The sequence below is a fragment of the Rugamonas apoptosis genome, assembly GCF_014042355.1.
GTDB lineage: Bacteria > Pseudomonadota > Gammaproteobacteria > Burkholderiales > Burkholderiaceae_D > Rugamonas > Rugamonas apoptosis.
In genome coordinates this window covers 145,796-170,265 of the sequence record NZ_JACEZU010000003.1, presented here as the reverse complement: position 1 = coordinate 170,265, position 24,470 = coordinate 145,796, and the positions used below count along the sequence as shown (strand labels likewise).

Here is a 24,470-nt window from a genome sequence, read left to right as displayed (position 1 = left end):
GTGCATGAGTTTGATGGAGCCTCGTCGAGTCCTACTTGCAGCCAATGCTACCTCCCGCTATTCTGGACAGACCCAAATTTTCTGGCGCCTTATGGACGAGATAAAGATGACTACGTCCGCACCACTGCATTACTGGCAGTTGCATGACGCAAAAGCGCATTTTTGCGAATTGGTGCGCCGCGTCCACCGCGAGGGACCACAACGTGTGATCGTCCACAGTCAGGGCGAAGTGGTCGTCATTGCTGCGGAAGATTATAGGCGTCTGCGAGGCGTACGGATGGGAAGTGCGCTGATCGAGGCCATTCAAGCATCTCCTTATCGTAATGCGAAGCTTGAGGCACCGGGGCACCTATGCCTGTCAGGGATGTGACACCGTAATTGGCTGGCCATAAAAAAACAGCCCCATCGCTGGGGCTGTTTTCCTACTACTGGCGGAGAGGGTGGGATTCGAACCCACGGTAGGGGGAAACCCTACGCCTGATTTCGAGTCAGGTACATTCGACCACTCTGCCACCTCTCCGGTGTTCTTTTCGAGCGCTCGGCCAACGTATTGGCACAAGGGTGGTCTGTAACAAACGACGACCTATTTGGCGGAAAGGGTGGGATTCGAACCCACGGTAGGGGGACACCCTACGCCTGATTTCGAGTCAGGTACATTCGACCACTCTGCCACCTTTCCGGGTCTGACTACTGTCGCTTGCTGCTGCGAAGGCAAAATTATAGCAGAGCAAAACTGAATTGGAAGGGCAAACGTAAAAAATATGTTCGCCCTGCCCAACAAGAAAGCTTAGTCCGCCTTCAAATGCGTGAGCCCGCCCATGTAGGGACGCAGCACGGCCGGGATCTCGACGCTGCCGTCGGCCTGCTGGTAGTTCTCCAGCACGGCCACCAGCGTGCGGCCCACGGCCAGGCCGGAACCGTTGAGCGTGTGCAGCAGTTCCGGCTTGCCCTGGGCATTGCGGAAACGGGCTTGCATGCGGCGCGCCTGGAACGCTTCGCAGTTCGACAGCGAGGAAATCTCGCGGTAGGTGTTCTGCGCCGGCAGCCACACTTCCAGGTCGAAGGTCTTGGTAGCGCCAAAGCCCATGTCGCCGGTGCACAGCGACATCACGCGATACGGCAGGCCCAGGCGTTGCAAAATGGTTTCCGCATGGCCCACCATCTCGTCCAGCACCTGGTACGAGGTGTCGGGATGCACCACCTGCACCATTTCCACCTTGTCGAACTGGTGCTGGCGGATCATGCCGCGGGTGTCGCGGCCGTAGCTGCCCGCTTCCGAGCGGAAGCATGGGGTGTGGGCCGTCATCTTCAGCGGCAGCGCGTCGGCCGCCAGGATCTCGTCGCGCACGATGTTGGTCAGCGACACTTCCGAGGTGGGGATCAGGTAGAAGGTCTCGCCCTCGCCTTCCGCGCCGCCTTTTTTCACCGAGAACAGGTCGGCTTCAAACTTGGGCAACTGGCCGGTGCCGCGCAGCGAATCGGCGTTGACCATGTACGGGGTGTAGCACTCCGTGTAGCCGTGCTCGTCGGTATGGGTGTTCAGCATGAACTGGGCCAGCGCACGGTGCAGGCGGGCGATGCCGCCCTTCATCACGGAGAAGCGCGAGCCGGTCAGCTTGGTGGCCACGTCAAAGTCCAGGCCCAGCGCGGCGCCCACGTCGACGTGATCCTTGACTTCGAACGCGAAGGCGCGTGGCGTGCCCACGCGGCGCACTTCCACGTTGGCCGTCTCGTCGGTGCCCACTGGCACGGATTCGTGCGGCAGGTTGGGAATCGACTGCATGAAGTCGCTGATCCTGGCCTGCAGGGCCGACAGCGCCGTCTCGTTGGCTTTGAGCTCGTCGCCCAGGCCGCCCACTTCGGCCATCACGGCCGACGTATCCTCCCCCTTGCCCTTCATCATGCCGATCTGCTTGGACAGCGAGTTGCGCTTGCTTTGCAGTTCTTCGGTACGGGTCTGGATCGCCTTGCGCTCAGCTTCGAGCGCGTTGAAACCAGCCACGTCGAGCTGGAATTTACGTGTCGCCAGGCGCTCGGCGACGGTGGCGATGTCTTTACGAAGGAGTTGGATATCTATCATGTGGGGAAACGTGCCGTTAAATACGAAAGCGCAATTGTACCAAGAGGACGGCGTTTATCAGCCAGTTTTACGCACCCCGCGCCCGCGCGGACGCCCCGGCCACCACGGCGTCCGTTTCGCCCAGCCAGCCGGCGACGGCCGCGTTGAACGCCTCGGGCTCGCGCGCCATGGGCCAGTGGTCGGCCTTGAAGCTCAGCACCTTGCACGATGGCTGGGTATCCAGCGCTTCCGCCCACCCCCGCGAATGGAACATGAATGGCTTCCGGCTGCCGTAAATGAACAGCATCGGGCAGGCCGGCACGAAACGCTGGGGATTCCGGTAAGAACCGTGGGCGCCGGTCCACTGGATGTAGTACGGGAAGTTCATGGCAGAGGTGATGAAGCGCGGATCGGCCGGCACCTTCATCAGGCGCACCATGAAGTGCGTCATCCAGTTGCCCAGGCCGCCGCCCACCTTCCACGCCACGGCCAGCCACAGCTGATACCACACCACCATCAGCTTGGCGCCCAGCGACAGCGATTTCATGTAAGCCTTCGATTCCACGTCGCCAATGTCCACGCCCACGATGCGCGACACCAGCTCCGGATGGCGCATATAAAACTGGTAGCCGAACACGCAGCCCCAGTCGTGCAGCATCAGCGTCACCTTGCGGCCGGGGCTGACCTGGTTGACGATGCGCGCGAACGTAGCCAGCATCTCGTTGAGGCCAAAGGCGCGGCGCGGCTTGGCGCTATCGAAGCCGGGCAAGGTGAAACGCACGCAGCGGTAACGGGGCGCCAGTGCAGCCACCTGGGCATCCCACAGGCGGTAGGTGTCGGGCCAGCCGTGGATCATGACGATGGTTTCCTCGCCCTCCCCGTCAATCAGGACGTCGATGCCGTCGATCTGTACTTGCTGCTTCATGCCTGCTCCTTGGGTGGGCGCCGGACCGCTCCGGCCTTTTGTGTTTTGACAACATCCTAACAACATCTGGCCCAATCCGGCGGCTGCTGCGATGCTGTACGAATGACAATAATGAACCAAGCCGCGCACAGGATCAATGACCTCGGAGATCATCTTTGCATGACCTGGCAGGTCATGGCTGCCGCGCGGCGCGGACGGTAGAATAGATTAATGGAATCGCTCACCCCGCCCGCACCGCCATCCGCCCCGCCCGCCCACGCCGGCATTTTGCTGCGCGAATGGCGCGCCGCGCGCCGCCTGAGCCAGCTCGACCTGGCGCTGGACGCCGGCCTGTCTACCCGCCACCTCAGTTGTGTGGAAACGGGCAAGGCCCAGCCCAGCCGCGAAATCCTCACCCGCCTGGCCGACACGCTGCAAATGCCGCTGCGCGCCCGCAACGCGCTGATGGTGGCCGCCGGCTTCGCGCCGCGTTATCCGGAAACGGCGCTGGTCAAGCCTGAGCTGGCCCAGATGCGGCGCGCCATCGAATTCATCCTGGGTCAGCAGGAACCGTATCCGGCCATGCTGCTCAACCGCCACTGGGACATGCTGATGGCCAACCGCGCCTCGGCCCGGGTCAACCGTTACGTGATGGGCGGCCGGCGCCCGGCCCACCGCAACCTGCTGCGCCAGATATTCGACCCGGCCGACCTGCGCGGCGCCATCGTCAACTGGGAGGAAGTGGCGGGCAACCTGATCCACCACTTGCACAGCGTGGTGGCGGGCGCGCCGTCGGACCAGGTGGCGCGCGGGCTGCTCGACGAAGTGCTGGCCTACCCCGGTGTGCCAACCCGCTGGCGCGTGCGCGAGCTGGACGCGGCGGCCGTGCCGCTGCAAAACACCATCCTGCGCCACGACGGCGGCGAACTGCGCTTCTTCTCCACCATCACCACCTTCGGCACCCCGCGCGACGTCACGCTGGATGAAGTGCACATCGAATGCTGCTTCCCCGTCGACGAGGCGACGGCCGAGCTGTGCCGCGAACTGGCGCGGCGGGACGAGGCCGAGCGCCCTAAGGCGACCTCGAATAACCGATTTTTGACGGAGTGAGGTAGTGCGCAAATCACGCGCGGCATATTCCAGCTCGGCTTCAGCGCAGAGCGCGGACGATACGGTTTTACCGGCTCAGGCCAGTAGATGGTGGGTTCTTAGCGGCCGCCTTAAGCTTACCTTCATCATGTTCCGGCGTTGATTGGTACAATTGATATCCTTTAGATCAACATCAATTCACATGCGCATCTCCGTCCTCTTTACTGTCCTGGCTTTGGCATTATCGGCCTGTAGCACCGCCAACATTTATGACTCCCTGCAAGACCATGAACGCGACCGTTGCAGCGCAATGAGCGACCCGGATCGCACCGCTTGCATGAACCGCTCCTCGACCAGCTACGACGATTACAAGAAGCAGCGCGACCAGGCCACTGGCAAGCGCAACTAAGGCCCATCAAGATGTCCCTGCCGCTACGCATGGCGCCCGCGCGCTGCGCCCTGATCATCGCCATGACGCTGCTCGGTGCCTGTGCTACGTCACAGGCCACCCCCGATGCACTGCCAGCCCAGGCGCAGGATGACGGCGCAGCCGAACGCGCGCATGCCATCGACGCCATGCTGCAGCGCTATCTCAAGCCCGGCGTACCGGGTGCGGTGGTATTGGTAACCGACCATGGCACGCCGCTGTTCCGCAAAGCCTACGGCCTGGCCAAGGTCAGCGAAAACGTCGCGCTCGATCCCGGAATGAGCTTGCGTGTCGGCTCCATCACCAAACAATTTACGGCAGCGGCCATCATGCTGCTGGCTGAGCAAGGTAAGCTCGCGTTGTCCGACAAGGTCGGGCAATACCTGCCCGCTTTCGCCGAGGCGGACCGCCCGGTCACCATCGAGCATTTGCTCACGCACACCTCCGGCATCCGGAATTACACCGAGCTGCCGCACTTCGTCGAACGAATGAACTCGGAGGTCAGCGTGGAGGATGGCATCGCTTTCTTCAAAGACGCCAGACCTGAATTTGCTCAAGGTGACCGCTTTGCATACAGCAATTCCAACTACTTCCTGCTAGGCGCCATCATCGAGCGCGTGTCCGGCATGCCATATGCGGACTTCATGGCCCGCAACGTCTTCGAACCGCTGCAGCTGACGCATACGCATATCGAAACCGCCGCCGCTCCAGCCGACGTCATCGGCTACACACAGGAACACCGCAAGGTGACCGTGTCGCCGGATTACAGCATGCGCTGGCCTTACGCGGCAGGCGCGTTACGCACCAGTGTCGATGACCTGGCGCTGTGGGACCAGGCTATCGTTCACGGCAAGTTGCTGAAACCCGAATCCTGGCAGCGGATGGCCACCAGCTACCGGCTGCACGGTACACGCGCGACAGGCTATGGCTACGGCTTTTTCATCCGCAGCATACGGGGCAAAGCTGCGATTGAACACGGTGGCGATATCGGCGGCTTCAGCGCCGACATGATGCGCTTCCCACAGGAGGAAATTTTCATTGCCGTGCTGGCGAACAATGACGCTGGCGATCCTGCTCCAGACGAGCTGGCGGCAAAGATCGCGGCCCTCGTCCTGCCACGCTGAACGAGGCCACCATGACGGCTTACCCTGCCTTGTGTTCCGCCCTGCTGACCGCCATGTTCGCAGCGTTTCTGCAGGGCTGCACTGCACCGGAACCTGCCTCCGGCATACCGTCGCTGGCGCAAGCATATCGGGGCAGGCTGCGCCTCGGCGCCGCTGTTGAACCAGGCCAGTTGAACGCGCCCGAGGGACGCTTGCTCGCTGCCCAGTTCAATAGCGTCGTGGCCGAGAACGTCATGAAGCCTTCGCGCATCCAGCCCAGCGAAAACGAATTCCATTTTGCGCCAGCCGATGCGATCGTCGATTTCGCCCAACAGCACGGCATGACGGTCAGAGGCCATACACTGCTGTGGTACAAGCGCACGCCGGACTGGTTTTGGTCCGACAAGGACGGCCAACCGGCGTCGCGCGATCTGGTGTTGTCCCGCCTGCGGCAGCATATCGAGACAGTGGTAGGCCGCTACAAGGGCAAGGTCTATACCTGGGATGTGGTCAACGAAGTCATTGATCCGGCCCAGCCTGACTGTCTGCGCCACGACCAATGGCTGCAGGTGGTCGGCCCCGACTATATAGACTGGGCGTTCCGCTACGCGCATGCGGCCGATCCCGGCGCGCGCTTGATGATTAACGACTACTCGACGACGCTGCCCGCAAAGCGCTCATGCCTGCAACGTGTGGTGCAAGGCTTGCTGGCGCGCGATGTTCCTGTCCATGGCGTGGGGCACCAGATGCATATTTCGATTTTCGAGCCCGCGGTTGCCGAGGTGGATGAAACGCTGGCGGTATTCGCCCGCCTGGGACTGGAAAACCAGATTACCGAAATGGACATGAGCCTGTATCAACGTCATGCCTACCTGCTGCCGGATTCCGTGGACCGTCTCCTGCCCGTACAGGGCCAACGCTATGAAGCGCTGATGAAAGTCTTTCTTTCCCATCCGGAGCTGACGTCGGTGACATGGTGGGGCATCTCCGACGCCCATACCAGCCGCAACGCGGGCTGGGACTGGTGGCGCAGCGATGCACCCTTGCTCTTTAATAGCCAACAGCATCCAAAGCCCGGCTATTGGGGCGCATTGAAGGCCGTGCAGGGCTTGTCGCCTGCGGGACAGTAGCAAGCCCCGCAGATCAGGAAGCAGTGACCGGCGCCGCGTGCGGATGAAACCGTTCCGCGCGCCACACGCTGGGCGGCTTGCCGAAGCGTGCGATAAACCAGCGCGTGAATGACGCCTGCCGCGTATAGCCCAGCAGCGCGGCGATGCGGCCGATGGGAAAACGGGGATTGCCCAGATAGCGGATGGCCAGCTCATGCCGCACGTCCGACAGCAGGTCGATGAAGTCCGTACCCTGCTCGCGCAGGTGGCGTTGCAGGCTGCGCCCGCTCAGCCGCAGCTTGACGGCCACACCATCCACCGTCGCCTCGTTCAACGGCAGCAGCAGGTAAATGGCGCGCCGCACTTCGAACACGATCGATTCATAGTCCGCCGCGTTGAGCGGCGCGGCCAGGCTTTCCGCGTAGCGCACCAGGGCCGGATCGGCCGCCGGGTTGGGGGCATCGAGGTCCGCCGCCACGCACACGATGCCGTTGAACTCGCGCCCGAAATGGACGCCGCAGCCAAAGTAGCGCCGGTGGTAGCTGGCATCGGCCGGCCCCGCGTGCGTGAAATTGACGCTCTTGGGCCGCCAGCCCTCCCCCAGCAGCACGCGGCAGATACGCGACAGCACGCCCACCGCCAACTCCGTCGCCTGGCGCGTCTGCACGCCGGCACTGGCGATGATCTCTTCGCGGATCAGCACCGTGTCATCGACCGTTTCGATATGGATGGCCAGCGCATCGTTAAGCAGGTGGTGATAGCGCTCGGCCGTCAACAGCGATTCGCGCAAGGTGCGCGCGTGCGACATCAGCAGGCCGATGGGGCCCACGTCGCGCCGCTGCCGCAGCGCCGCCATCTCCAGCCCGAAGGTGACGCAGCCTGAACGCTCGGCCGACAGTTCCAGCAAACGGCACACGGCCGCCAGCGGCACCCGCTGTTCCTGGTCGCCCACCTGCCCCGCCGTGATACCCACCTCGGCCAGCAGCGCCAGCGCGTTCAGCTTGTGGCTGCTGGCCACCTCCAGGTAGCCGGTGAGCGTACTGGCGCGAATCAAGGTTTCCATGTGCCCTCCCATTTGTCAGCAATGGCGCCAATTTCAGCGTCAGCCCCTGGCGCCAAGGCGGAAGCTGCCCCGCCTGCCCCGCCTGCCATCCCGTTTTTATGCGCGAAATCAATTCCAGAGATCAGTATAGTCCGGGTGGCGCAAAATGAGAAAACATTGGCGCACAAAGAGAAACTTTGACGGGCCATCTCCCTATACTTTCTCTCAACCGCAGCACATTTTGCGGCGATTCAAAAGACAACAACACCACGGAGACATGATGAAGATCGAACAAATGACCTGCGCCATCGGCGCCGAGTTGCTGGACGTGAATCTGGGCGACGCGGTCCGCGACGACGGCCTGTTCAACGCCATTTACGACGCCCTGCTCAAGCACAAAGTGCTGTTCCTGCGCGACCAGACGCTGGACAAGCTGTCGCGCCAGGACCACATGGCATTCGCCCAGCGCCTGGGCCAGCTGGAAACCCACCCGATGGCGCCCAGCCATCCGGAAGCGCCCGGCCTGGTGCAGATCTACAAAACCCCCGACACGCCGATGGATCGCTACGAGAACAGCTGGCACTGCGACGGCACCTGGCGCGAGACGCCGGCCCTGGGCTGCGTGCTGCGCTGCATCGAGTCGCCCGCCGTTGGTGGCGACACCATGTGGGCCAATATGGTGCTTGCCTTCGACAAGCTGCCGGCCCACGTCAAACAGGAAATCGAAGGCCTGATCGCCAACCACAGCTTCAACGGCTCGTTCGCCGCCGCCATGCCGATCGAACAGCGCCTGAAGATGAAGGCCCAGTACCCGGACGCGGAACACCCGGTGGTGCGCACCCACCCGGAAACGGGCGAGAAGATTTTGTTCGTGAACGCCTTCGCCACCCACTTCGTGAACTACCACAACAAGCAGCATGTACGTTACGGCCAGGACTACAACAAGGGCGGCAGCGACCTGCTGCAATACCTGATCAGCCAGGCTTACGTGCCCGAGTACCAGGTGCGCTGGCGTTGGAAACCGAACAGCATGGCCATCTGGGATAACCGCAGCACCCAGCACTACGCCGTCATGGATTACCCGCCCTGCCATCGCAAGATGGAGCGCGCCGCCATTATCGGCGACAAACCTTTCTAAACCTGGGCCATCCCAGAACAAACCACGCATCTCTCACCAAGGAGCAAAAAATGAACTTCCTCGATGGCTCGCTGTTCCCGGAAAACCAGCAAAAACTCGTCATCACCGCCGCCCCGTTCGGCCCGGAATGGCAACCTTCCGACTTCCCTGAAGATATCGCCGTCACGCTGGAACAGCAGATCCAGAAAGCGGTGGACTGCTACAACGCCGGCGCCACCGTGCTGCACGTGCACGGCCGCGAAGACGACGGCACCGGCTCCAAGCGCCTGGAACGCACCAATGAACTGGTGGCCGGCATCCGCGCCCGCTGCCCGGACATGATTTTGCAAGTGGGTGGCTCAATCTCATTCGCCCCCACCAAGGAAGGCGACACGGCCAAGTGGCTGTCGGACGACACCCGCCACGGCCTGGCCATGATCGATCCCACGCCGGACCAGGTCACCATCGCCATCAACAGCAACCAGATGAACGTGGTGGAGCAGATGTGCGCGGCCGACGTGCAAGGCACCTCGCTGGCCGTGGGCACGCCTGGCTACTTCGCCTACCGCGAGATGACGATTCCGGCCGGTCCGGAATGGGTGGAGGAACACATCCGCCGCCTGTCGGCACGCGGCATCCAGACCCACTTCCAGCTGGCCAATATCGCCCAGCTGGAAACGGTGGAACGCATGATGCGGCGCGGCGTGTGCAATGTGCCGCTGATCCTGACCTGGGTGGCGATCGGCGGCGGCTTCGAAGCGCCGAATATCTACAACCTGGCCAACTTCGTGCGCGCCTGCCCGGACGGCTCCGTGCTGACGCTGGAAAGCTCCATGCTCAACACCCTGCCGCTGAACATGATGGCCATCGCCATGGGCTTGCATGTGCGTTGCGGTATCGAGGACAACCTGTGGACCCAGGACCGTTCGCGCAAGATGTCGACCGTGGAGCAGATCGAACAGCTGGTGCGCATCTCGCGCGAGTTCGGCCGCGACGTGGCCAATGGCAAGGAAGCGCGTGAGATCTACAAGATCGGCACCTTCTACGAAACGGCGGATGAAGCGCTGGCCAAGAACGGCTTCGCACCGAACCGCAAGCCGGGCCAGAAAGGCTTCACGCAGTTCAGCCGCTGACCTGCCCGGCCGTCCCGGTGCATCGTGCCGCCGGGACGGCTCCCGCCCGCTCGCCTGCGCCCATGCCGGCATGGCGACAAGCCGCGACGACTGGCGCACAATAGACAAACGACCAAAAGCCACCTACCATGAGTTACAGGAGTTCGACACCGATACATGGAAGTGGCTGTTCCTCATTGTTCCGGCAGGGCGATGGACTTAGAAGTCATTTCAAAAAGCCCATGGCGCCGTTGTGGCGCCTTGCCGTGCAGGCGCACTGTCTTCGGCTCCACGCCTAGCCACGGTCATTTTGAAACGACTTCTTAGGGGGCACTATGGTTGTGACAAACTGGTCTGGCACGTTCCTGTTCTTCATCATTCTGCTGCTGATTGGCACGTCCATCCGGATTTTCTGGGAGTATGAGCGCGGCGTCGTCTTTACGCTGGGCCGCCTCTCGACAGTCAAAGGGCCGGGCCTGGTCTTCATCATTCCACTGATACAGCAGGTGGTGCGGGTCGACTTGCGCACCATCGTCCTGGAAGTGCCAACCCAGGATGTCATCTCACGCGACAACGTGTCGGTCAAGGTGAGCGCCGTGGTCTATTTCCGCATCGTCGAACCGGACAAGGCAATCGTTCAGGTCGTCAATTATCTGAACGCGACCAGCCAGCTGGCGCAAACCATGTTGCGCTCCGTGCTGGGCAAGCACAGCCTGGACGATTTGCTGGCCGAACGGGAAAAACTGAACCAGGACATACGCGATGCGCTCGAAGCGCAAACGGACTCCTGGGGCATCAAGGTAGCCAACGTGGAGATCAAGCAGGTCGACCTGACCGAGTCCATGGTGCGCGCCATCGCCAGGCAGGCCGAAGCGGAGCGGGAACGGCGCGCCAAGGTCATCCATGCGGAAGGCGAATTGCAGGCGTCGGAAAAACTGTATGAAGCGGCCAAGATCCTGTCCCAACAGCCCCAGGCCATCCAGCTGCGCTACCTGGAAACCCTGACCGTGATCGGGGCGGACAAGAACACCACCATCGTGTTCCCGCTGCCGATGGAACTGGCCGGCTTCCTCAAGCGCGCGGCCGACTACGCGCAGGCGCCACCAGCGGCGACATCAGCGCCGGCATCAACGGCGACCTGAGCGGCCTTGCGGCACGCGCCGGCATCAACGGCGACCTGAGGCCCGGTGGCACGCGCCGGCTGCCAGACGCGTCGCCTCACTCCTTGCCGGCATCCTCGTCGAGCTTGCGCAGGAACGCCATTTTGTCGCCGATCTTGCTTTCCAGCCCGCGCGGCACCGGCTGATACCAGCCCGGTTCGCCGATGCCGTCCGGCAGATAGGTTTCACCGGCGGCGTAGGCGTGCGGCTCGTCGTGGGCGTAGCGGTACTCGTGGCCGTAGCCCAGCTCCTTCATCAGCTTGGTCGGCGCGTTGCGCAGGTGCACCGGTACTTCGCGCGACTTGTCCTTCTTGACGAACGCCATGGCCTGGTTGTAGGCCATGTAACCGGCGTTGCTCTTGGCCGCGATGGCCAGGTAGATCACGGCCTGTCCCAGCGCCAATTCCCCTTCGGGTGAACCGAGCCGCTCGAACGTGGCGGCCGCGTCGTTGGCCAGCTGGATGGCGCGCGGATCGGCCAGGCCAATGTCTTCCCACGCCATGCGCACGATGCGGCGCGACAGGTATTTGGCGTCCGCGCCGCCGTCCAGCATGCGGCACAGCCAGTACAGGGCCGCGTCCGGATTGGAGCCGCGCACGGATTTATGCAGGGCTGAAATCTGGTCGTAGAAATTGTCGCCGCCCTTATCGAAGCGGCGCGCATTCAACGTCAGCGCATTCTGGATGAACTCGGGCGTGACGATGTTGGTGCGGGCCGCATTGGCGGCTGTGCTGGTCTGCTCCAGCAGGTTAAGCAGGCGGCGCGCGTCGCCGTCCGCATAGCCGACCAGGGTGTCGATGGCCGCGTCCTCGATCATCAGGTGCGACAGCACTTTCTCGCGCGCCTTGGCCACCAGTTGCTTGAGCTCATCCTCGTTGAGCGATTGCAGCACGTACACTTGCGAGCGCGACAACAACGCGGAATTGACTTCGAACGAAGGATTTTCCGTGGTGGCGCCAATCAAGGTTACGAGGCCCGATTCCGCATACGGCAGCAAGGCATCCTGCTGCGATTTGTTGAAGCGGTGAATCTCGTCCACGAACAGGATGGTGTGCTTGCCCATGGCCAAATGCTGCTCGGCCTGTTCCATGGCGGCGCGGATATCCTTCACGCCCGAGAACACGGCCGACAAGGCGATGAACTGGCAATCGAAGGCGTTGGCCGTCAGCCGCGCCAGCGTGGTCTTGCCCACGCCGGGCGGCCCCCACAGGATCATCGAATGGGGCTGGCCCGACTCGAACGCCAGGCGCAGCGGCTTGCCCGGCCCCAGCAGATGGCTTTGGCCGATCACTTCGTCCAGGGTCTTGGGCCGCAGCGCTTCCGCCAGCGGCTGGCGCGGTTCGTTCGAAAAAAGGTCTGCCATACTAGATTGCCGTATCAAAGGAAAAAGCGCCGCTGGCCCCGGCCGCGGCGCATGTCGTGGGGCCGTCCAGGCTTAATTATTGAAGACGTCCGCGCCCTTGGGCATGACGAATTTAAAGTTCGCCGCATTTAGCGCCGGATTACGCTCGATTTTCTTGAACGCCAGCACGGACAACTGGCCGAACGTGTCCTTCAGCTCCATCGCTTCCGGCAAGCCGTTGCGCAGGCCGATGGTGATTTCCTCGAAACTGGTGTCCTTGGCCTTGGGCACGGCCTTCAGCCATTCCACGCCATCCTTGGTGCCCGCTTCCGACAAGGTGAAGTTCTTTTCCAGGTCATTGCTGCCGAACAGGATGGCGGCCGGCGAGGAACCGAGCGCATTGCCCAGCTTCTTGACGGTGACCTGGTTCAAGTCCTTGTCGAAAATATAGAGCTGGTCGCCATCGGCCTGCAACACCTGCTCGTACGGTTTCACGTACGTCCAGATAAACTTGCCGGGACGGGCGAACACGAAGGTGCCGGTGGACGAGGTGGACGTCTTGGTGCCGCCGCTTTCCAGCTTCTTGACCTGATGCTGGGAAAATTCGCCCTTGGCCGACTTGGTGCCAGCTACGAAGGACTTGAATTGTTCCAGCGCGCTGGCATGGGCCGCGCCCGCCAGCAGCAGGCCACAGGCCAGGGTGGCCACGGTTTGGGCCAGGGCGTTGCAATGTTTCATACGATTTATCCTGTTTATCCTGTTCATTCCGCGCTGGCGGTGGGCGCCAGAATCTCGCGGTTGCCGTTCGACTGCATGGGCGACACCACGCCGCTCTGCTCCATCTGCTCCAGCAGACGGGCCGCACGGTTGTAGCCGATGCGCAAATGGCGCTGCACCAGCGAAATGGAGGCGCGACGGTTCTTGAGCACCACCTGCACCGCCTGGTCGTACATCGGATCGGCCTCGCCGCCACCTTCGCCGGCCGCCGCACCATCGCCGCCGCCCTCGCCGTCCAGCGTGCCGCCTTCCAGGATGCCTTCGATGTAATCCGGTTCGCCGGTCGCCTTCAAATGCTTGACGACGCGGTGCACCTCGTCATCGGACACGAACGCGCCGTGCACCCGCACCGGCAAGCCGGTACCGGGCGGCATGTACAGCATGTCACCCATACCCAGCAAGGTTTCCGCGCCCATCTGGTCGAGAATGGTGCGCGAGTCGATCTTGGACGATACCTGGAACGCGATACGAGTCGGAATATTCGCCTTGATCAGGCCCGTGATCACGTCCACAGATGGACGCTGCGTGGCCAGAATCAAGTGCAAACCGGCCGCGCGCGCCTTTTGCGCGATACGGGCGATCAATTCCTCCACCTTCTTACCGACCACCATCATCAGGTCGGCCAACTCGTCGATGATGATGACGATGGTGGGCAGTTTTTCCAGCGGTTCCGGCGAATCCGGCGTCAGGCTGAATGGATTCGGAATGTGTTCCTCGCGCTTGCTCGCCTCCGCGATCTTGGCGTTGTAGCCGGCCAGGTTACGCACGCCCAGCTTGGACATCAGCTTGTAGCGGCGCTCCATCTCGTTCACGGCCCAGTTCAGCGCGTGGCCGGCCTGGCGCATGTCCGTCACCACCGGCGCCAGCAGGTGCGGGATGCCTTCGTAGACCGACATTTCCAGCATCTTCGGATCGATCAGGATCATGCGCACGTCCAGCGGATCGGACTTGTACAGCAGCGACAAAATGGTGGCGTTGATGCCGACCGACTTACCGGAACCGGTGGTACCGGCCACCAGCAAGTGCGGCATCTTGGCCAGGTCGGCCACCACGGCCTTGCCGGCGATATCCTTGCCCAGCGCCACGGTCAGGCTGGACGGATTGTCGTTGTAGACCTTGGAGCCGACGATCTCGCTCAGGCGCACGATCTGGCGCTTGGGATTGGGCAGCTCCAGCGCCATGTAATTCTTGCCGGGGATGGTTTCCACCACCCGGATCGAGGTCAGCGACAGGGAACGGGCCAGGTCGCGCGCCAGGCCGACGATCTGGCTGCCCTTGACGCCGGTGGCCGGTTCGATCTCGTAGCGCGTGACGACGGGGCCGGGATAGGCCGCCACCACCTTGGCTTCCACGCCGAAGTCGGACAGTTTTTTCTCGATCAGACGGCTGGTGAATTCCAGCGTTTCGACCGACACGGTTTCCTGCACCGGCGGCGGTTCGTCCAGCAGCGACAGCGGCGGCAAATGGCTGCCGTCGGCCAGATCCTGGAACAGGCTGGCCTGCTTTTCCTTCTCCACGCGCTCCGACTTGACCACCGTGACCACCTGCGGCTCGATCTTGACGGGCGGCGCGGCCACATGTTTTTCCACGTGCTTGGCGCGCTCGCTGACCACCACTTCATCGCGCTTGACGGCCGCCACTTCACCCTGGCGGCGATCCTCGCGGTACTGGTAGCGCTGGATAAACCAGTCGATGGCCGTTTCGATGCCGCCGCCGATGCGCTCGGCCACGGCCAGCCACGACACCTGGAAGAACAGGCTGAACCCCAGCCCGAACAGCAGCAACAGCAGCAAGGTGGCGCCCGTGAAGCCGAGTCCCACGTGGGCCGAATGGCCGATCAACTGGCCCAGCACGCCGCCGGGCGCGCGCGGCAACTCCACCTTGAGTGACCACATGCGCAGGAATTCCAGCCCCACGCTGCCCAAAAACAGCAGCACGAAGCCGACGATGCGGATGATGTATTCATGCTGGTGTTCCGGCTCCGGCTCCTTGGACAGCACGAACTGCTGGGTCAGGCCCGTATAGCCCTTCCAAACGAGGCGAAGCAGGCACAGGCACAACCACCAGGCCGAAAAACCGAAGATAAACAGCAACAAATCAGCCAGCCAGGCGCCGGCCCGGCCGCCCAGGTTGTGTACCCGTGGCACCACACTGGCGTGCGACCAGCCTGGATCGCCCTTGGAATAACTGATCAGGATGAGCACGAAATACACGGCCAGCGCCGCCAGCGCGAGCCAGCGCGCCTCCGACAACAGGCGCACCAGCCGGTTGGGCAAAGGTTGACGTTCAGTCACATTGCGGGTGTAGCTGGATGGAGTCGAGGAGCTGGATTTCGTCATACGTTCTGGGACAAGTACTACCGCCGGCGCTGCCGCCGGCTAAAATTATTGCAATGTTATCGACCTAGAAACAGTCATCCCTACTATTCTAAGGCATATGCGCCCTGCCCGGCCCTCTGATTCGTGTCGAATCGCCGCTTGGACTATAATCCTGCATTGCTTAACCGTGTGCAATAGCTGGCGCCCCGCGCCGCCCTTGCCTTGCCGGAATTTGCCCCCAATTCGGATTCGTCATCCTTCGTCCAACCTCTGAATAAGAAGCCATCCCATGACCACTGCCAAACACGCCCGCGTCTTGATCCTCGGTTCCGGCCCCGCCGGCTACAGCGCCGCCATTTATGCCGCGCGCGCCAACCTGAATCCGATGCTGGTGACCGGCGTCGAACAGGGCGGCCAGCTGATGACCACCACCGACGTGGAAAACTGGCCAGCGGACCCGATGGGCGTGCAAGGCCCGGACCTGATGCAGCGTTTCCTGCAGCATGCCGAGCGCTTCAAGACGGAAATGGTGTTCGATCACATCCACACCGTCAAACTGAACGAAAAGCCGCTGCGTCTGATCGGCGACAGCCATGAATACACCTGCGACTCCCTGATCATCGCCACCGGCGCCTCGGCCCAGTACCTGGGTCTGCCGTCCGAGCAGGCGTTCATGGGCAAGGGCGTATCGGCCTGCGCCACCTGCGACGGTTTCTTCTACCGCAACCAGGAAGTGGCTGTGGTCGGCGGCGGCAACACGGCCGTGGAAGAAGCGCTGTACCTGTCCAACATCGCCAACAAGGTCACCCTGATCCACCGCCGCGACAAGTTCCGCGCCGAGCCTATCCTGGTCGACCGTCTGAACGCCAAGGTCGCCGAAGGCAAGATCGTCATCAAGTACAACCACACCCTGCATGAAGTGGTGGGTAACGAGAGCGGCGTGACGGGCGTGAAGATCGCCGCCACCGCCGATGGCGCCATCACCGACATCGCCGTGCACGGCCTGTTCGTGGCGATCGGCCACAAGCCCAACACGGATATCTTCGAAGGCCAGCTGGAAATGCACAACGGCTATATCAAGACCCGCACCGGCACCGAAGGTATGGCCACGGCCACCAACATCCCCGGCGTGTTCGCGGCCGGCGACGTGCAGGACCACATCTACCGCCAGGCCATCACCAGCGCCGGCACCGGCTGCATGGCCGCGCTGGACGCCCAGCGCTACCTGGAAAGCCAGGAATAAGCGACATGGCGCTGAAGGACTTCGCCGACCTCAAATCCCTGAGCAAGCAGCTCAAGGAACAGGCCGACGCGCGCGCCGTGGCCAAGGCCGAAGCGGCCAAGCAGGCCAAGGTGCAGGCGGTGGAAGCGAATCTGTTCCACGCCAGCGTAGGCGGCGTCAAGCGCCTGCCGGAGCAGAACCGGCTGGCGCCGGGCGCGCCCAAGTCGGCCACCTTCGCACCAGCCACGCCAGCCCGCCCCCGCAGCCAGGCCGAGGACGACGCGGCCGTGATGCGCGAAGCCATGTCGGACCAGTTCGACGTTGAACACCTGCTGGAAACGGAGCCGACCGTCAGCTTCCTGCGCAACGGTGTAGGCCAGGACGTGATGCGCAAGCTGCGCAAGGGCCAATGGCCGGTGCAGGATGAACTGGACCTGCACGGCATGCGGCGCGACACCGCGCGCGACGCGATCGGCGCCTTCCTGCAGCAGGCCAAGCGGCGCAACGCGCGCTGCGTGGCCGTCATCTACGGCAAAGGCTACGGCTCCGTCAACGGCGAACCGGTGCTGCGCTCCATGGTGCACAGCTGGCTGGAACAGAAGGAGGAAGTGATCGCCTTCTGCGCCGCCCGCCCGCTGGACGGCGGCGAAGGCGCGCTGATGGTGCTGCTGCGCGCCGCCCTGCAAACGCCCCGCTGACGGCAGCAAATCCTGCCCCACGACTGGCTGGCGCGTGTTAACCTACGCGCACCGGCCACTCCGTCTTTTCCTTCGCAAGCATGAAGCATATCCCGCACGTCTCCCTCATCACCGTCATTGAAATCGTGGCGATCCTGGTGGGGGCGATGTCGGGCTTCGTCGAAGCGCGCCGCAAGCGCATGGACCTGGTGGGTGTGTTCACGGTGGCCTTCATCACGGCCTTCGGCGGCGGCACCCTGCGCGACATCCTGCTGGACGTGCGGCCTTTGTTCTGGGTCGCCCACCAGGGCTACGCGATCCTGATCTTCGTGCTGGCCCTGGTGGCTACGCCGCTGGTGCGCACTATCCGGCAAATCGTCTCGGAACGGATTATCGTGATTGCCGACGCCGTCGGCCTGGGGCTGTTCGCCGTGGCCGGCGTGTCGCAGGCGCAAGCGGCCGATATGCCGGTGTTCATCGCGGCCATGATGGGGGTGATTACGGGGATTTTCGGCGGCGTGCTGCGCGACATCGTCTGCAACGAGGTGCCGATGGTGTTCCGCGACGGGAAACCGTATGCGATCTGCGCCTTCTTCGGTGCCTGGCTCTACATCGGCCTGCAGCACACCAACGTATCGAACGACTTCGCGCTGTGGTTCAGCGCCACCTTCATCACGCTGCTGCGGCTGCTGACGTGGAAATTTGATATGCGCATCAACCGCTAACGCCAGGAAAAATCGGGGACGTAACACGATATTTCCGGGCGGATAAATCGTGTTACGTCCCCGATTTTGGGGGCGGGAAAATTAGACGGCGTCTGGGCCAGTCTCGCCGGTGCGGATGCGAATCACCTGTTCCACGTTCTGCACGAAGATTTTGCCGTCGCCGATCTTGCCGGTGCGGGCGGCTTTGATGATAGCGTCCACAACCTGTTCGGCCACGCCGTCATCCACCACCACTTCGACCTTCACTTTAGGCAGGAAATCGACCACGTATTCCGCGCCGCGATACAGTTCGGTATGGCCTTTCTGGCGGCCGAAGCCCTTCACTTCCGTCACGGTCAGGCCGGTGACATTGACTTCGGCCAGCGCTTCGCGCACTTCGTCCAGCTTGAACGGTTTGATCACTGCGGTAATCTGTTTCATGACATCTCCTTGAATATAAATCGTATTGCGTAAAACCGGTGCGTCAATAGGAAGGCACCCGCTAGTGGCGGCGCAGTCCCGGATCTTGAGCAGGCTGGTAACCCATGCCGTGCCGCGCGGCGGGTAGCCGGCGGCCAAGACGGCGGCGATCGGACGATGTAATGCACGGTATCCAGACCGCATTGTATGCTACCCGGCGCCGCTCTCCTATCCGGGCACGCCAATACCGAGGCGCCGCTCGGTTATGGCGAGCCCTTCGCCCCGCCTCAAACGGGAATCCTTTGCAAATCCTGCATCCAGACAACGCTTTGCGCATCGCTGGGCGCGCGCCAGTCGCCGCGCGGCGACAGCGAACCGCCCGTGCCCACCTTGGGCGCGTTGGGCACGCAGCTGCGCTTGAACTGGCTGGTACGGAAGAAGCGGTCCAGGAAGATGCCCAGGTTCTTCTTGATGGCGGCCAAGTCGTACTGGTTGCGCGCCACGTGCTCGCCTTCCGGCCAGCGGCCCTGCTCGCGGTCGTGCCAGGCTGACAGTGCCAGGAAAGCCACCTTGGACGGCGCGAAACCGAAGCGCAGCACGTAATACAGGTTGAAGTCCTGCAACTCGTACGGCCCGATGGTGCTTTCCGTGCGCTGCTCCGGCTGGCCGTCGGCCGTGCCGGGCACCAGTTCCGGGCTGATTTCCGTGCTCAGGATATCGAGCAGCACTTGCGCGTCGCTGCGGCCGATCACACCCGATTCGGCCACCCAGCGCACCAGGTGCGAGATCAGCGTCTTGGGCACGCTGGCGTTCACGTTGTAGTGCGACATGTGGTCGCCCACGCCGTAAGTGCACCAGCCTAGCGCCAGCTCACTCAGGTCGCCGGTACCGATCACGATGGCGTGGTTGTGGTTTGCCAGCCGGAACAAATGATTGGTGCGCTCGCCAGCCTGCACGTTCTCGAACGTAATGTCGTACTGCTGCTCGCCGGCGGCGTACGGATGCCCCAGGTCCTGCAGCATCTGGATGCAGCTGGGGCGGATGTCGATTTCAGCCGAAGCACAACCAACCAGTTGCATAAGCCGGTGGGCCTGGGTCAGCGTGCGTTCGCTGGTGGCGAAGCCGGGCATGGTGTAGGCCAGGATATGGGTGCGCGGCAGTTTGAGCTTGTCCATCACGCGTGCGCACACCAGCAGCGCGTGGGTGGAATCGAGCCCACCGGACACGCCGATCACCACTTTCTGGATGCCGCTCGATTGCAACCGCTGGGCCAGCGCCTGCACCTGGATGTTGTAGACCTCGTTGCAGCGCTCGTCGCGCCGGCGGCTGTCGGCCGGCACGTAGGGGAAGCGTTCCACACAGCGCTTGAGCGCCAGCGTCCGCTCCAGCGGCAGCGCCAATTCGAAGCGCACCACGCGGAAGCGCCCTACTTCATCCGCATGGCGCTGCACGGACTGGCCGAAGGTGGTCTGGCGCATGCGCTCACGCGACAAGCGTTCCAGGTCCACGTCCGCGTAAATCAGGCTGGGCTCATCCTGGTAACGCTTCGTTTCGGCCAGCAGTTCGCCGTTCTCGCAGATCAGGGCCTGGCCATCCCAGGCCATGTCGGTGGTCGATTCGCCGCTGCCGGACGACGTGTACAGATACGCCGACACGCAGCGCGCCGACTGCTGCGACACCAACTGGTGACGGTAGCCAGCCTTGCCCACCAGCGCATTGGAGGCGGACAGGTTGACCAGCACCGAGGCGCCGGCCAGCGCCGCGAACGACGACGGCGGCACGGGCACCCACACGTCCTCGCAGATTTCAACGTGAAACTTCAGCAGCGGCAGGTTGGCCACTTCGAACAGCAAGCTGGAGCCGAACGGCACGGTCTGGCCCAGCAGCGTCACTTCCGACACGGCCGCGTAATCGCCCGTGCTGAACTGGCGCGCCTCGTAGAATTCACCGTAATTGGGCAGGTAGCTCTTGGGTACCACGCCCTGGATGCGGCCGCCCGCGATCACGATGCCGCAGTTGTACAGCTGATGCTGCACCCGCAATGGCATGCCGATAACCAGCGCCAGCGGCAGGCTGGCCGACGCGGCCACCACCTCAGCCAACGCCGCCTCGCAGCCGTCCAGCAGCGCGCGCTGGTGGAACAGGTCGTCGCAAGTGTAGGCCGACAGGCCCAGTTCAGGGAACGCCACCAGGGCCGCGCCCTGCTGGTGCGCCTCGGTGGCCATGGCGATGGTCTGGGCCGCATTGAAAGCCGGGTCGGCGACGCGGCACCGGGGCACGGCCACAGCCACGCGCGCGAAGTCGTGCGAGTATAGATTGAAGAAATTGGCGGTCATGTGCATCTTTCGCACCGCCGACACAGGTGCCCGGCGGTGATGGAATATCTTGCGTGGAGCGCCCCTCGGTTCATGGCGAAATCTAGTCAACCATGCTGACGGGGCAACAAAAATGAATTATCGCACGGGTATCACTACTTTACTTCTCTCGCGGCTGTGGGCTGGCGGCCACAGTACTTTGCCAACAAAAACGCGCCACGCCTTGCAGGATATGGCGGTCTGTCAACAGTTCCGCCACCCGCTTCCTGATGCGCGCGTTTTCGCCGCGCAGTTGGCGGATCGTCGCGCCGGCCGATGCGGGCTTGCGTTTCTATGGATATATTCAAGGCTACGACCCATACTATGTCGACGTAGAATCCATACATCAGGACAAAATGCCGCCGCCAAAATCCATACAAGACGAAACAAAAGCGATCGCCTGGATCGGCCAGTTCGTGCAGCACGGCGGGCCGCGCTACCTGCAGGTCGCGGACTTTATCGAGCAGGCGCTGGCCGACGGCACGCTGCTGCCGGGCGACCGCCTGCCACCGCAGCGCCGCCTGGCCGCGCTGCTGCAGGTCGACCTGACCACCATCACCCGCGCTTACGATGAAGCGCGGCGCCGCCACCTGCTGGAAGGCAAAGGCGCGCGCGGCACCTATGCGGCCGCGCCCAAGGTGGAACTGGCCCAGTTGCTCGACCTGAGCATGAACCTCCCGCCCCCGCCGGCCAACGTCGACTTCAACGACATGCTGAAACAGGGGCTGGCACAGGTGCTGCTGCGCACCGACAGCCGCCTGTTGATGAACTACCACCTGGGCGGCGGCAGCGTGGCTGACCGCGTGGCGGGCGCGGCCTGGCTGGCGCCGTTGTTTGGCAAGTGGGATGTCGAGCAGATCGCGGTGTGCGCCGGAGCGCAGTCGGCGCTGGCGGCGCTGATTCTGGCGCTCAGCCATCCCGACGATATCATCCTCACCGAACCGACCGTCTACCCCGGCCTGATAACGGCCGCCCAGCAACTGGGCCGGCGCGTGGTGCCGGTGGAGGTGGACGCATCGGGCATGCGCCCCGACCTGCTGGACGCGGCCTGCGCCAACCAGCGGGTGGCCTTGATCTACCTGAACCCCACCCTGCAGAATCCCACCACGCACACCATGCCGGCCGCGCGGCGCCAGGAAATCCTGCGCGTGGCCGCCCGCCACCGCGTGCGCATCATCGAGGACGACCCGTATTCGCTGCTGGCGGCCGATCCGCCGCCGCCGCTGGCGCGCATGGCGCCGGACCAGGTGGTGCATATCGCCACGCTGTCCAAGTGCCTGGCGCCGGGCCTGCGGACCGCCTTCGTGCTGCTGCACGATGCGCAACTGCGCGAACGCTTCATGACGGCGCTGCGCTCCTTTGTGTTGATGTCCACGCCGCTGACCACGGCCCTGACCACCCAATGGATACACGATGGCGCCGCCCAACAGCTGCTGGTGGGTGTCAAAGCGGAGGCACGCCAGCGCCAACGCATGGCGCGCCAGCTGCTGGCCGGCCGGACGGACGCCACCGAGGACGGCATCCACGTCTGGCTGGACCTGCCCGGCTACTGGACCGCAAACGAGCTGACACGGGTGGCGCGCGGCGCGGGCCTGGCCGTGACGTCATCGGAAGTGTTCGCCGCCAGCCCGCGTCCACCGCACGCCATCCGCATCTCGCTGGGCTCGATCCAGGACAGCAACCGGCTGGCAGCGGCGCTGCGCAAGTTATCGCAGCTGCTGGCGCAGCGCCCGGATGGCACGTCCGGCATCGTGGTGTAAGCCCATGTCCGGCGGCGATGGCCTAATGTGCGTAAAATCCCCCTCTGGTCAGGGCAAGTCAGGGCAAACAAGATGAGCGGGCAGCAAAAAATGAACTATCGCACAGGTATCGTTTCTTCTCTCGCCGAGGTGGGCGAAGCGGCGTGGACGGCCTTGCTGGCGGCCCAGGGCGATGCCAACCCCTTCCTGTCCTACACCTTTCTGCACGCCCTGCACGCATCGGGTTCGGCCTGCGCCGATACGGGCTGGCAGCCGCAGTACCTGGTGCTGTGGGATGGCCCCGTACTGGCGGCCGCCATGCCGCTGTACGTCAAATCACATTCCTACGGCGAGTACGTGTTCGACTGGGCCTGGGCCGACGCCTACCAGCGCCACGGGCTGGAATACTATCCCAAGCTGCTGTCGGCCATTCCGTTCACGCCCGTCACGGGCGCGCGCCTGCTGGCGCGCGGGCCGGCCGAACGGGCCGCGCTGGTGGAATTGCTGTGCGCCCAGCAGCAGGCGGCGGGCATGTCGTCCACCCACGTCCTGTTCCCGCCCGAGGAGCAGGCGCACCAGTTGCAGGAAGCGGGGTTCATGCTGCGCAGCGGCGTGCAGTTCCACTGGCTGAACGATGGCTACCAGGACTTCGACCAATTCCTGGCCACGCTGGAGCACAAGAAGCGCAAGAACATCCGCGCCGAACGGCGCAAGGTGCGCGAGGCGGGTGTCACTTTGCGCCAGGCGCGCGGCGCCGCCATCACAGAGGCGGACTGGCGTCTGTTCCACCGCTGCTACGCCAATACCTATGCCGAGCACCGCTCCTCACCCTACCTGAACCTGGATTTCTTCCTGCGCGTGGGCCGCACCATGCCGGATAACGTGATGCTGGTGCTGGCCGAACGCGATGGCCGGCCAGTGGCGTCCTCGCTGGTGTTCCATACGGCCGACACGCTGTACGGCCGCTACTGGGGCGCACTGGAACACATCCCCTGCCTCCATTTCGAGACAGCCTATTATCAGCCGCTGGAATTCTGCATCGCGCAAGGCATCGCCACCTTCGAAGGCGGCGCCCAGGGCGAGCACAAGATGGCCCGCGGCTTCCTGCCGCAAAAGACCTGGTCGGCCCACTGGCTGGCCCACCCCGATTTCGCGGACGCCATCGAACGCTTCCTGGCACGCGAAGGAGGCGGCATCGAAGCCTACCTCGATGAACTCAACGAGCGCAATCCCTTCCGCGACCAAGCCGGGCGCGATCGTGGCCAAGATGGCGAAGGTGACGCAGGCAACGACGGCGGCAGCGTCAGTGCGGCGCCGTCAAGCGCAGCGGATCGCTGAGCTTGAGGATGTGGCGGTAATCTTCGCCGTCCACCACCTCCATGCTGCTCACCTGCCCCAGTTCGATATCGACAAACACCGTGCGCGGCGCCCGGATCAGGTGGTTCAAGCCCTCCACCATCACGCTCAGGATATCGTCGCGCGGCTCGTAGGTCAGGCCCAGCAGGGGTATCCACTCCTGCTCCACCTGGCTGCCCAGCGACAGCGCCTCGACGTCGATTTCCACGCTCTTGCCTTCCAATTCCTTGGATACGCGGTCGAAATAGCTTTGCCATTCCGACTTATCTATTTTCGCAACCGTCATTTCCCGCCTCCTGTTGTAGTCCGCATCGCCGGTCGCCCCGGGAGTGCGGATGGCCGTTGTCGGAATATTCAGTATGCGCCGGTGCCCCCCGCGCACGGTATAAAAAATTCTGATCGGGATCAGGTCCGGAAATGAAAAACGCAGCCGGCCGGC

General features: G+C 63.3%; 21 protein-coding genes and 2 tRNA genes. 12 read left to right on the top strand and 11 right to left on the bottom strand.

The genetic code is table 11. The features are described from left to right. The first annotated feature begins 106 nt into the window (after window positions 1-106). Window positions 107-370 carry a type II toxin-antitoxin system Phd/YefM family antitoxin gene (locus H3H39_RS07315; RefSeq protein ID WP_220461462.1) on the top strand — a complete coding sequence of 88 codons (264 nt, stop codon included), beginning with the start codon at window positions 107-109 and terminating at the stop codon, window positions 368-370. A gap of 59 nt (window positions 371-429) precedes the next feature. On the opposite strand, the gene H3H39_RS07310 is transcribed toward H3H39_RS07315, so the two are convergent. The 4 genes from H3H39_RS07310 to H3H39_RS07295 all read right to left on the bottom strand — a co-directional run bounded on the left by H3H39_RS07310 (window position 430) and on the right by H3H39_RS07295 (window position 2,984). Continuing rightward, window positions 430-520 (bottom strand) — tRNA-Ser (locus tag H3H39_RS07310). 68 nt (window positions 521-588) lie between these two features. Next, window positions 589-679 (bottom strand) — tRNA-Ser (locus tag H3H39_RS07305). Between the two features lie 108 nt (window positions 680-787). Beyond that, window positions 788-2,080, bottom strand: coding sequence for a serine--tRNA ligase (gene serS, locus H3H39_RS07300; protein WP_182152716.1), 1,293 nt, complete (start codon window positions 2,078-2,080; stop codon window positions 788-790). A gap of 67 nt (window positions 2,081-2,147) precedes the next feature. Further along, window positions 2,148-2,984 carry an alpha/beta fold hydrolase gene (locus H3H39_RS07295; RefSeq protein WP_182152715.1) on the bottom strand — a complete coding sequence of 279 codons (837 nt, stop codon included), beginning with the start codon at window positions 2,982-2,984 and terminating at the stop codon, window positions 2,148-2,150. 210 nt (window positions 2,985-3,194) lie between these two features. Here H3H39_RS07295 and H3H39_RS07290 point away from each other — a divergent pair, with 210 nt between their 5' ends. From H3H39_RS07290 to H3H39_RS07280, 3 genes are all read left to right on the top strand, one after another. Continuing rightward, the gene (locus H3H39_RS07290) at window positions 3,195-4,073 is read left to right on the top strand and encodes a helix-turn-helix transcriptional regulator (protein ID WP_182152714.1); all 879 of its coding nucleotides are present in this window, start codon (window positions 3,195-3,197) and stop codon (window positions 4,071-4,073) included. Window positions 4,074-4,472: 399 nt separating this feature from the next. Beyond that, a complete protein-coding gene (locus H3H39_RS07285; protein WP_182152713.1) occupies window positions 4,473-5,603 on the top strand; it encodes a serine hydrolase domain-containing protein in 1,131 nt (376 codons plus the stop codon). Between the two features lie 11 nt (window positions 5,604-5,614). Continuing rightward, window positions 5,615-6,712 carry an endo-1,4-beta-xylanase gene (locus tag H3H39_RS07280; protein WP_182152712.1) on the top strand — a complete coding sequence of 366 codons (1,098 nt, stop codon included), beginning with the start codon at window positions 5,615-5,617 and terminating at the stop codon, window positions 6,710-6,712. Window positions 6,713-6,725: 13 nt separating this feature from the next. On the opposite strand, the gene H3H39_RS07275 is transcribed toward H3H39_RS07280, so the two are convergent. Next, on the bottom strand, window positions 6,726-7,754 hold the full coding sequence (locus tag H3H39_RS07275) for an AraC family transcriptional regulator (protein ID WP_182152711.1): 1,029 nt from the start codon (window positions 7,752-7,754) through the stop codon (window positions 6,726-6,728). 259 nt (window positions 7,755-8,013) lie between these two features. Here H3H39_RS07275 and H3H39_RS07270 point away from each other — a divergent pair, with 259 nt between their 5' ends. The 3 genes from H3H39_RS07270 to H3H39_RS07260 all read left to right on the top strand — a co-directional run bounded on the left by H3H39_RS07270 (window position 8,014) and on the right by H3H39_RS07260 (window position 11,104). Continuing rightward, window positions 8,014-8,871 (top strand): TauD/TfdA dioxygenase family protein, encoded by an 858-nt coding sequence (locus H3H39_RS07270; RefSeq protein WP_182152710.1) that lies wholly within the window; start codon window positions 8,014-8,016, stop codon window positions 8,869-8,871. Between the two features lie 50 nt (window positions 8,872-8,921). Next, a complete protein-coding gene (locus H3H39_RS07265; protein ID WP_182152709.1) occupies window positions 8,922-9,983 on the top strand; it encodes a beta-keto acid cleavage family enzyme in 1,062 nt (353 codons plus the stop codon). Between the two features lie 320 nt (window positions 9,984-10,303). Beyond that, on the top strand, window positions 10,304-11,104 hold the full coding sequence (locus H3H39_RS07260; protein ID WP_375540409.1) for a slipin family protein: 801 nt from the start codon (window positions 10,304-10,306) through the stop codon (window positions 11,102-11,104). Between the two features lie 76 nt (window positions 11,105-11,180). Here H3H39_RS07260 and H3H39_RS07255 read toward each other — a convergent pair whose 3' ends face one another. The 3 genes from H3H39_RS07255 to H3H39_RS07245 form a co-directional block, all read right to left on the bottom strand. Continuing rightward, complete coding sequence (locus H3H39_RS07255) at window positions 11,181-12,485, bottom strand: replication-associated recombination protein A (RefSeq protein WP_182152707.1); 1,305 nt, start codon at window positions 12,483-12,485, stop codon at window positions 11,181-11,183. Between the two features lie 72 nt (window positions 12,486-12,557). Beyond that, complete coding sequence (gene lolA, locus H3H39_RS07250; RefSeq protein WP_182152706.1) at window positions 12,558-13,202, bottom strand: outer membrane lipoprotein chaperone LolA; 645 nt, start codon at window positions 13,200-13,202, stop codon at window positions 12,558-12,560. A gap of 23 nt (window positions 13,203-13,225) precedes the next feature. Further along, complete coding sequence (locus tag H3H39_RS07245; RefSeq protein ID WP_182152705.1) at window positions 13,226-15,580, bottom strand: DNA translocase FtsK; 2,355 nt, start codon at window positions 15,578-15,580, stop codon at window positions 13,226-13,228. Between the two features lie 268 nt (window positions 15,581-15,848). Between H3H39_RS07245 and trxB the strand changes: the two genes are divergently transcribed. The 3 genes from trxB (at window position 15,849) to H3H39_RS07230 (ending at window position 18,183) form a co-directional block, all read left to right on the top strand. After that, window positions 15,849-16,802 (top strand): thioredoxin-disulfide reductase, encoded by a 954-nt coding sequence (trxB, locus tag H3H39_RS07240; protein WP_182152704.1) that lies wholly within the window; start codon window positions 15,849-15,851, stop codon window positions 16,800-16,802. A gap of 5 nt (window positions 16,803-16,807) precedes the next feature. Beyond that, on the top strand, window positions 16,808-17,479 hold the full coding sequence (locus H3H39_RS07235; RefSeq protein WP_182152703.1) for a Smr/MutS family protein: 672 nt from the start codon (window positions 16,808-16,810) through the stop codon (window positions 17,477-17,479). A gap of 80 nt (window positions 17,480-17,559) precedes the next feature. Continuing rightward, window positions 17,560-18,183 carry a trimeric intracellular cation channel family protein gene (locus H3H39_RS07230; protein WP_182152702.1) on the top strand — a complete coding sequence of 208 codons (624 nt, stop codon included), beginning with the start codon at window positions 17,560-17,562 and terminating at the stop codon, window positions 18,181-18,183. A gap of 81 nt (window positions 18,184-18,264) precedes the next feature. Here H3H39_RS07230 and H3H39_RS07225 read toward each other — a convergent pair whose 3' ends face one another. Beyond that, window positions 18,265-18,603, bottom strand: a complete 339-nt coding sequence (locus H3H39_RS07225) for a P-II family nitrogen regulator (protein ID WP_019922031.1) — start codon at window positions 18,601-18,603, stop codon at window positions 18,265-18,267. 266 nt (window positions 18,604-18,869) lie between these two features. Continuing rightward, window positions 18,870-20,918 (bottom strand): NAD(+) synthase, encoded by a 2,049-nt coding sequence (locus tag H3H39_RS07220; RefSeq protein WP_182152701.1) that lies wholly within the window; start codon window positions 20,916-20,918, stop codon window positions 18,870-18,872. A 374-nt stretch (window positions 20,919-21,292) separates the two neighbouring features. Here H3H39_RS07220 and H3H39_RS07215 point away from each other — a divergent pair, with 374 nt between their 5' ends. Then, entirely contained in the window at window positions 21,293-22,696 is a 1,404-nt protein-coding gene (locus H3H39_RS07215; protein ID WP_182152700.1) for an aminotransferase-like domain-containing protein, read from the top strand. A gap of 90 nt (window positions 22,697-22,786) precedes the next feature. Then, entirely contained in the window at window positions 22,787-24,013 is a 1,227-nt protein-coding gene (locus tag H3H39_RS07210; protein ID WP_182152699.1) for a GNAT family N-acetyltransferase, read from the top strand. Here the strand turns inward: H3H39_RS07210 and H3H39_RS07205 are convergent. Further along, window positions 23,979-24,317 (bottom strand): DUF5335 family protein, encoded by a 339-nt coding sequence (locus H3H39_RS07205; RefSeq protein WP_182152698.1) that lies wholly within the window; start codon window positions 24,315-24,317, stop codon window positions 23,979-23,981. The two genes, H3H39_RS07210 and H3H39_RS07205, sit on opposite strands and share 35 nt — an antisense overlap. Between the last annotated feature and the right edge of the window lie 153 nt (window positions 24,318-24,470).

What these genes read in the sequence shown, in the direction of transcription:
- H3H39_RS07255 (WP_182152707.1), bottom strand. Translation starts at nt 12,485, where the DNA reads ATGGCAGACCTTTTTTCGAACGAACCGCGCCAGCCGCTGGCGGAAGCG.
- H3H39_RS07270 (WP_182152710.1), top strand. Translation starts at nt 8,014, where the DNA reads ATGAAGATCGAACAAATGACCTGCGCCATCGGCGCCGAGTTGCTGGAC.
- serS (WP_182152716.1), bottom strand. Translation starts at nt 2,080, where the DNA reads ATGATAGATATCCAACTCCTTCGTAAAGACATCGCCACCGTCGCCGAG.
- H3H39_RS07315 (WP_220461462.1), top strand. Translation starts at nt 107, where the DNA reads ATGACTACGTCCGCACCACTGCATTACTGGCAGTTGCATGACGCAAAA.
- H3H39_RS07225 (WP_019922031.1), bottom strand. Translation starts at nt 18,603, where the DNA reads ATGAAACAGATTACCGCAGTGATCAAACCGTTCAAGCTGGACGAAGTG.
- H3H39_RS07295 (WP_182152715.1), bottom strand. Translation starts at nt 2,984, where the DNA reads ATGAAGCAGCAAGTACAGATCGACGGCATCGACGTCCTGATTGACGGG.
- H3H39_RS07285 (WP_182152713.1), top strand. Translation starts at nt 4,473, where the DNA reads ATGTCCCTGCCGCTACGCATGGCGCCCGCGCGCTGCGCCCTGATCATC.
- H3H39_RS07275 (WP_182152711.1), bottom strand. Translation starts at nt 7,754, where the DNA reads ATGGAAACCTTGATTCGCGCCAGTACGCTCACCGGCTACCTGGAGGTG.
- H3H39_RS07215 (WP_182152700.1), top strand. Translation starts at nt 21,293, where the DNA reads ATGCCGCCGCCAAAATCCATACAAGACGAAACAAAAGCGATCGCCTGG.
- H3H39_RS07245 (WP_182152705.1), bottom strand. Translation starts at nt 15,580, where the DNA reads ATGACGAAATCCAGCTCCTCGACTCCATCCAGCTACACCCGCAATGTG.
- H3H39_RS07265 (WP_182152709.1), top strand. Translation starts at nt 8,922, where the DNA reads ATGAACTTCCTCGATGGCTCGCTGTTCCCGGAAAACCAGCAAAAACTC.
- H3H39_RS07280 (WP_182152712.1), top strand. Translation starts at nt 5,615, where the DNA reads ATGACGGCTTACCCTGCCTTGTGTTCCGCCCTGCTGACCGCCATGTTC.
- H3H39_RS07235 (WP_182152703.1), top strand. Translation starts at nt 16,808, where the DNA reads ATGGCGCTGAAGGACTTCGCCGACCTCAAATCCCTGAGCAAGCAGCTC.
- trxB (WP_182152704.1), top strand. Translation starts at nt 15,849, where the DNA reads ATGACCACTGCCAAACACGCCCGCGTCTTGATCCTCGGTTCCGGCCCC.
- lolA (WP_182152706.1), bottom strand. Translation starts at nt 13,202, where the DNA reads ATGAAACATTGCAACGCCCTGGCCCAAACCGTGGCCACCCTGGCCTGT.
- H3H39_RS07205 (WP_182152698.1), bottom strand. Translation starts at nt 24,317, where the DNA reads ATGACGGTTGCGAAAATAGATAAGTCGGAATGGCAAAGCTATTTCGAC.
- H3H39_RS07210 (WP_182152699.1), top strand. Translation starts at nt 22,787, where the DNA reads ATGAACTATCGCACAGGTATCGTTTCTTCTCTCGCCGAGGTGGGCGAA.
- H3H39_RS07230 (WP_182152702.1), top strand. Translation starts at nt 17,560, where the DNA reads ATGAAGCATATCCCGCACGTCTCCCTCATCACCGTCATTGAAATCGTG.
- H3H39_RS07290 (WP_182152714.1), top strand. Translation starts at nt 3,195, where the DNA reads ATGGAATCGCTCACCCCGCCCGCACCGCCATCCGCCCCGCCCGCCCAC.
- H3H39_RS07220 (WP_182152701.1), bottom strand. Translation starts at nt 20,918, where the DNA reads ATGACCGCCAATTTCTTCAATCTATACTCGCACGACTTCGCGCGCGTG.